Source organism: Serratia sp. (in: enterobacteria) (assembly GCF_046715635.1).
Taxonomy (GTDB): Bacteria; Pseudomonadota; Gammaproteobacteria; order Enterobacterales; family Enterobacteriaceae; genus Chania.
The window spans coordinates 1-7,728 of record NZ_JBKJYW010000487.1 but is presented as its reverse complement, the minus strand read 5'-3'; the positions used below and the strand labels follow the sequence as shown (position 1 = coordinate 7,728).

General features: G+C 49.6%; 6 protein-coding genes and 1 pseudogene. 1 reads left to right on the top strand and 6 read right to left on the bottom strand.

Annotated elements, in window-relative coordinates; translation table 11 throughout:
• The 6 genes and pseudogenes from ACLQ7H_RS24905 to ACLQ7H_RS24880 form a co-directional block, all read right to left on the bottom strand.
• Positions 1-358, bottom strand: a 358-nt coding sequence (locus ACLQ7H_RS24905; protein ID WP_411754980.1) for a biotin/lipoyl-binding protein, incomplete at its 3' end; no start/stop codon positions are given.
• The gene (locus ACLQ7H_RS24900; protein WP_411754979.1) at positions 358-2,505 is read right to left on the bottom strand and encodes a peptidase domain-containing ABC transporter; all 2,148 of its coding nucleotides are present in this window, start codon (positions 2,503-2,505) and stop codon (positions 358-360) included. The genes ACLQ7H_RS24905 and ACLQ7H_RS24900, both read right to left, overlap by 1 nt.
• Before the next feature lie 24 nt (positions 2,506-2,529).
• Complete coding sequence (locus tag ACLQ7H_RS24895) at positions 2,530-3,477, bottom strand: ABC transporter (RefSeq protein ID WP_411754978.1); 948 nt, start codon at positions 3,475-3,477, stop codon at positions 2,530-2,532.
• Positions 3,477-4,145, bottom strand: coding sequence for a DsbA family protein (locus tag ACLQ7H_RS24890; RefSeq protein WP_411754977.1), 669 nt, complete (start codon positions 4,143-4,145; stop codon positions 3,477-3,479). Before ACLQ7H_RS24890 ends, ACLQ7H_RS24895 begins: the two co-directional genes overlap by 1 nt.
• A gap of 197 nt (positions 4,146-4,342) precedes the next feature.
• Entirely contained in the window at positions 4,343-4,540 is a 198-nt protein-coding gene (locus ACLQ7H_RS24885) for a DUF4762 family protein (RefSeq protein ID WP_411754976.1), read from the bottom strand.
• 526 nt (positions 4,541-5,066) lie between these two features.
• A pseudogene (locus ACLQ7H_RS24880) lies at positions 5,067-5,517 on the bottom strand (porin); the annotation flags it as partial.
• Positions 5,518-6,586: 1,069 nt separating this feature from the next.
• Here ACLQ7H_RS24880 and ACLQ7H_RS24875 point away from each other — a divergent pair.
• Entirely contained in the window at positions 6,587-7,672 is a 1,086-nt protein-coding gene (locus ACLQ7H_RS24875; RefSeq protein ID WP_411754975.1) for an efflux RND transporter periplasmic adaptor subunit, read from the top strand.
• The last annotated feature ends 56 nt before the right edge of the window (positions 7,673-7,728 follow it).

Sequence of the window (7,728 nt, the reverse complement as noted above, 5' to 3'; positions counted from 1 at the left end):
TTTGCGCCTGCGCGCTTTGCAAGGCGGCTTGCGATTTACGCAGTGCATTCTGTTGCAAGGTCGGATCGATTTCCGCCAGCAGTTGCCCGCGGGTGACACGATCCCCCTGTTTTACATACAGCTTTTGCAGTTGGCCATTCACCTGCGCACCAACGCTGACCTGCAGCGCCGGTTTAAGAATACCGGTGGCCAAGACGGTTTTCTCGATATCGCCACGGGTGATCTCTTCAGTATCAAAAGCATTATTCTGCGTAGGCGCAACGACGAACCAAATGAGCGTACAGATCCATGCCACCAGACCCAGCAAGGCAATCAGCACTAATCTGCGTTTATCCATTCCAGCCATTTTCAACTTCATTAACACACCGCCGTGGTTAACGCTGGTGACACTGCAAACTCCGTTGCAACACTCACCACATGGCCGTTGCTCACGCGGTATACCCGCTCAAACATCGGCAAGACGCTCTCGCTGTGCGTGACGGTGATCAACGTTTTATGGTGCTCACGGCAATGTGTCAGCAAAGTGGTCATCACCTGATGCGCCGTGTCCTCATCCAGATTGGCCGTGGGTTCATCGAGCACCAGCACCGGGCGATCGCTGTACATGGCCCGAGCCAACAGCAGACGTTGACGTTGCCCCAGGGATAGCCCGGCATGACTCTCACGGATCAGGGCATTCAGGCCCCCCGGCAATTTCTCTATCACCGAGCTCAGATTAAGTCCCTCGAGGGAGCGCTCGATCTGCCGATGTTTGCGCTCATCGAACCCCTCATCAAATAGCGTGATGTTCTCCAACACCGAGGCATTGAATAAGATATCCTCCTGACTTTGCAGGAAAAATAGGCCATGCACCTGCTGATACTCGAGCGGTTGGCCATCAACCAGTATCTCCCCTTGCTGCGGTGTCATCAGGCCGGTCATCACCTTCAGTAAGGTGCTTTTACCCGCGCCAGATTCACCGACAATGGCAATGCTTTGCCCCGGCTTGAGCGACAGGGAAAGGTCGTGCAATACCGGTTGCTGAGCGTCATAGGCAAAGGCGATATTTTTATAACGCAACTGCGAGGTAAAGGTCGGGATAGGTGCAGGTACCGCACCATCCGCTCTATCCAGTTCAGGTCGTGATGGGAACAAGTCCCTGGCGCGGGTATCGATCACGTGCAGCTGGTTTTTTTGCAAAATGGCGTAGAAAATCTTGGTGATATAGGAGGTGAAAATTTCACGCACAAAGCTATAAGCAAAGAACTCACCCAACGTGATAGTGCCGCTTTTCAGCAACGGCAGCGCCAGCAACATAAAGAACACCATCTCCAGGCTGCCGATCAACTGATACAGGCTGCTTTTGACCTGCTCGTACATTCTCTGCTGCTGGCGACAGGTAAACAGTGATAGAGCAAATTTGGCAAACATCCCTTTGCGCTGGCTATCCAACCCGGCGGACTTGATGGTGGAGAACCCTTGAATGCTCTCCAGAATAAAATCGCTCTGCTCAGCGGTTTTTACCTGCAACTGCTGGGTGTAAAAACGGTCACGATAGATGGCCCAGACGCTGACCAACCCCATCAGGGTGACGCCCACTCCAGACACCATGGCCAGCAGCGGGCTCATATAGCACATCACAGCCAGCGCGATAGCGCCGATGATCCAATCGGTACGCAGGCCGTTATCCAGTTCAATCTTGATGCCAGACGCCATCTGCCAGTTTGAAAAACGGCTGAAGACTTCGCCCGGCGCACGTTTATCAAAGAAGTTCAACGAATTACTGAGTAGACGTGAGAATCCGGCTACGCTATTGACCACCACAAAACGTTTGATAAATCGCTCGGTGATCCAGCGCACCCCGAAGGCCAACGTGGTCGACACGACAAACGCCAGCAGGAAGTAGAAGTATGGGAAGTCGGTTTCCCCAGCGCTAGAAAAAACCTGATTGATGGCGCTGCTGACCATCGTCGGCATGATAAACAGGGTTAAGGAAATCAGAAACGCCAGGATCATCAGCCGGTAAATACCGGGGATACGCGCCGTTTCTTTCAGGCTCATGGTGTCGGACGCACTAAAGCGTTTACTGGGCTGAACGTTGGCCAGCGCCTGAGGGTCGGGCTGGGTTTCACTGTCCAGCACCAGCGCATAACCGCTGATTTCCATTTTTAACGCATCAATCGGCAACAGTTGCTGACCAATACCCGGGTTCATCACGCAAACATGGTTACCTTTACGGTAGGCCAGCACCACATAATGGCTCGCCCCATAATGTAAAATGGCGGGCAGCGGTAGTTCCGCCAGTTCATCATGTGCAAAGGCTACGGGATAGGCGGGCATCGCCAACTCTGTCATGATGTCGCACAGTGTGGCCAGCGAGGTGCCGTGCTGTGAAGCGGGATAACGCTCGCGCAAGCTCTCCAATGGCGCACTAATGCCCTGCGTTTCCGCCATCATGGCGATGCAGGCCAACCCACATTCATTCGTTTCGCCTTGAAAGACCAGCGCCGGGATTATCTTTTCCATGATCTGACTTCTTCAATTTCCAGGTTATTCATTGATAAAAAATAACGAATGTGAGTGCCATAACAGCCAGTCTTCAGGGTGCCTGACGATCGACGTTTCAATCAGTTCCGGTAGTTTGGCTTTCAGGTTGCGGGCCGGAATCGGTGGATAAATGTGGATCTTTATTCCCTGGTCGTAATACAGGTAATAAGAGACCACCTGAGCTGACAAGGCTCTGGCGATACGGATCACGCCGCTGTGCAAGTTGGCCGGGCGATCAAACAGGCGACAGCTTAGCTTCGCCGTTTTCGCCTCATTGCTATTGACGGTGTAATCCGGCGTAATATCGGGGAATAGCATGATATTGCGTTGATGATCGGCCGCTTCCATAATCGCGCGACTCAAATTACCGGCAATCGCCCGGTTATCGTCATGGATTGAGCAGTAAGACAGGTTAACCCCCGCTTGCCGTCGCGCTCTTTCCTGGTAGACCTCCGCACTGGCGGAAACCACCACCGTCGCCTGCCCCGGAAAAACCCCGGCCCCCACCATGCCAGCCAGCACGTCAGAGACCATATGCAGCGGAGCAAGCACTACGGGTTGCCCTGCTTGGTGCAAGGGCTCGACGACCGCGTTAAGCTGCACCTTACAGCGCTCCAACTGGGCCAAGAGTTGAGCGTTACCGGCATAGGTAGCGGCCAGATCCAGCAAGCGGCGACGCTGGCTGATCTTGGCAAAATCCACCTTACGACCATCGTCAATCAGGCATTGCTTATTGGCTGCGGCCACAAAGGCACGCCTGCGCTCCCCCCGGTTATTCAACCGCAACCGGCGGCTAAGCGCCGCCAGCCCAAGAAACCAACGATAATCGCCATGCTGCAGCAACCAGCAAACGGCCTTGCCCTGTGCTCTGCGCCAGGGCAAAAAGCTCCGCGCGATTTTTTCCAGGGCATCTCTCCATGCCAGGTAAACCCACACGGCAAAGAAACGCATTATTGCTCCAGCGGTTGGTCATGCTGTAGCAGCGACAGCAGGTGATCGGCAAATTCAGGGAAATCGCAATCCTGTAGTGCCAGCCACTTCTTGTTGACGATAAAGGTTGGCGTCGCGTTGATTTTGTAGTGATCGGACACGGTAGTCATATAGTTCAGCAACTCTGCGACCTGCGGCGTTTGACTGGCAGCGTTATAAGCCGCGAGATCGATACCATTCTCCGTTAACCAGCTATCACGGTTTTGGGGATTACCCAGATCGATTTTTTGTTTGAGGACGGCGTTATAGGCACTTTCACGGTGCTGAGGTTCAATGCCCATCACCGTCAGGGTGGCAAACAACGGGGAGAGGCTGGCCAGCCCATTCATCTGCACGTTATTGATATGCAGACGGATCAGTTTTGTCCCCGCAGGCATACGCGCCTCCAGCTTGGCAATATTCTCTTCGTTTATGGCACAGTAGTGGCAGCCGTAGGAGAATATCTCGACGATGGTATTGTCATCTTTGATCGGGCTATTGTTAACTTCGTCATCACTGATGGCAATCAGAGCTTGCTGTTCGATGCCCTGATTCAATACAAAATAGTGGAAATAGGCCGTCGTGATCAACGAGGAGATAATGATGATCGCCAAGGTATAAATGAGAAGAAGCAGAGGTCTTTTGAACATGAACCATACGTCCTAAAAAAGGCACACCAATGAACTATTATAACGGAGGGATAGCCATTTTTTATTTAGCACGTAGCACTGTTGGAAAGCCAACAGCCATCACATCCCTGTCCATCAATAAGCACAATTTCCAAACAGGCCAATGCGAAAATCCTATCGCATCAGCCCGAACTTATATCCTGAAACTCAGGAAGGGTTTACGGCCTGCCAGCTGGGCAGTTGGACACATCCGCAGCAGGGGTGATAGTCTGGCTAACAATCCGACCATGCTTATCCAGGCAAGTATTGACTGCATTACAAGCACCGCCTGCACCACTAACATACTCAACAACACAGACTTTTGCGTGCTTACCGCCAACAATTACACTTGCTTCAAACGTATTAATTTTTTTCACAACATCATCCTTTTTTTATAAAAGTGAAATAAAATAGCCCTAGTAAATGCCTATCATCAGTGATAGAACAACTCTACACTCAATATAAAGACACAACTAACCGCGCCTTTATTAAAGTGCAGAGTTAAACTGAGTTTTTTACGTTCCAACAAAAAGCTTCAGCCCAAGGATAGCCCGACAACTAAAGCAGATCAATAATAATTTTAGTGGTAAGCAGCATATTCAATCCAAATCATAACGCCGTTAATACAGGATATTTCCCATTAAAAGCAAGATTACACCCAATAAAAAAACAAATTCCTGAATATACCGCATTAAATAATAATAATTAATAAAGGAAAATTCCCTGAACGTAAAAACAGACTTACGTCAAGAATGAAAGACATTAAAGAAAATCTAAACGGTATTACAAGGAGATAAGTCGGAGGGAGAAAGCAGAGTAACTTGCAATGTTGATAACACGACACGAACTGTGCGGCACTGGGCCTTTTATAATCCCCAGCAGAGTTCCACGTTTAGGCGCAGCGAAGCCCTGAATGTCTTTGACATTAGACTGTACATACGCCCCGGACGGACGCAGGCCGAAGTCGAACGGGTACTGCGCCACCCGCTCAATGTTCCGTGCCTTGTCGGCAAAGCCATGGGCCTGGCTATTACGGCTGCCAATGCGGTTAGCGTTATAAAACTGGGTAAACATAGCCGCCAGATAGACATTTCCTGCCTGGTTCAGGTTAACCTGGTATTCTCACATGCCGAAGCCGGTCAGGCTTTCGTTGATTTGGGCTTCGCCACGCTGGCCCAGACGTAGATAAGACTGATCACCATCAACCGATGTCGTTACTGGAGAAATGGCGCTGGCCATCTAGCTTGCCGAACAGATCCAGCTTGTTGCCGTCCTTTTTGAAGATTCCAGCAGCGACTGCGATGCCTGCAACCAGTAAAGCCGGAGCTAACAGTGAAAGCACGCGAATTTTCATAATAGTTCTCTATCTAAAGTTTATACAAAAAGTGATTATCGAAATACGGTAAAGCGCGGATGAAAGCTGAAGCTACACTTAGCATAACGATGTTCATTCCTTACCCTTTCCTTTCTGGCGAAGGAAAGCATATTGAGTAAACTCTGATTGCAATAGTTAAATTAATAATTGAAAATACAAACCTCGCAATTATTGTTTTTTCAGTTGAGTTAAATAGACAATTAAATATTAAAAATGACCTTCACAAAGAAATAGTTAATACCCTACCCTTGATTAAATTCAACCATTAAATATAAAAATACCTAATATTTTCAATGAAATAAAAAACCAATGCCATTTCATTAAGACCTTTATCTCCGACATCCATGATATCATCACACAATTTGTTGATTTTTTGCGAAAAATCATAATCCTGAAAGAGGTAGGGATTACAATTTCACAACAAATGTAAATGACAACCAATCGCAATGATAATGCCACAACCTCTACCATGGATATCAACCATCAAATAGGATTATTTACAAAACATTGAAAAATGAAGATTCCTAAACGAACCCTAAATAAGATATTTATTTAATAAAAATATCTTAATGCTATAACCAGAAAAATGATTGAGATCATAACCAAGAATCATCTCAATCCGTACCCTCATCAGCATCCATCCATCCATACGCCGCTGGTATTCATTGCCTTTTACACATCATCTCCGTCGGAAAACCATTAGCATTGATTGATTGATTAACCCATAGCCAAAATCTGGGCCAACGGCATGAAATGAAGATAATTTCCTCACGTTGGCAAACGGCATACTAAGCTTGAAGAGTCTACGAGTGGTTGAAACTGAAGGAAACAATATGGGTTGTGTATACCCGCTAGTAGGCATGGGGAATAGCGCCGGGAGTGCCTGAAATCCTAGGTGGTTGTGTCCTACGGCCACAGTAGCAAGATTAAGTTCCCGCAGTAGCGTGAACCAAGGCCGGAGCTGGCCTAGACGAGCGGTAAGACGTGATACATATGGTCAACGAGTTACTCATCGCTCCCCTAAAATCCGATCCTAAGAGATTGCATCGTGAATATAAAACTGGTTGCCGTTGTGCTTTGCACACTTTTTCTTACCGCCTGCGACAATGAGACGCCTAAAGAACTCGAAAGCGTCCGTCCGGTGAATATCTTTGAAGTTAGCAACAGTGCCCAGCAAGGAGTGCGCATTTTCCCTGCCAGGATTGTCGCGGGTGACCGTACCGAGCTGGCTTTTAAGCGCCCGGGGCAACTGCAGCAACTACTGGTACGCGAAGGAGAACGTGTCAACCAGGGGCAAGTGATTGCCGAGCTAAACAGTAATGACGCACGCTTGCGGCTACGTGATCGACAGGCCGCGTTCGATCTGGCACAGGCTCAATTCAACCGTTTTGCTACCCTGAGTGCCCGTAATGTCGTTCCCCGTGCCGAACTGGATGTTCATCGTGCAGCACGTGATTCAGCCCAGGCCGCCTTGAAGTTGGCCAGGGAGGAAGTGAGCGATATGCAAATCCGCGCCCCCTTTACCGGAGTTATCGCCACGCTCAATGCCCGCAACCATCAGGTGATCCCGGCTGGTCAGCCGATAGCGACCTTGAACTCGCTAGACTCGCTGGATGTGGTGTTCAGCATCCCCGAGAATCTGTTCATTGTGATTGATGAGAACAATGCACAATACCAACCTATTGTTCGGTTGAATAACTTACCGGGCCGCGAGTTTACCGCCCAATATAAAGAACACACCACCAATACCACGGCTGGTTCATTGACCTATCAAATGACCCTGACCATGCCGCGCCCGCAGGATCTGCCGCTGCTCTCAGGAATGAGCGGCAGTGTGAAAATCAATCTCGGCAATCTGGCCGGGGCTACGCAGAAGGCCAATGTCATCGTGCCCGTAGAGGCGGTATTCAACCCAGATAACAGCCCACGCAATCAGCCCCACGTGTGGGTGATCAAGGAACGTGATGGCAAACTGTTTGTTGAATCTCGTCAGGTTGAAACCGGGCAACTGACCGCCAATGGCATTCAGATCGTCTCCGGTCTGGCCGATGGTGAACGGATTGTCGCCGCCGGTACTCGCGAACTGCGCCCCAATCAGGAAGTGCGCGCCTGGGTCCGTGAGCGAGGTCTGTAATGAAACTGACAGAGAACTTTATCAACAACGGCACCCGTATCTGGTTGGCGATCCTG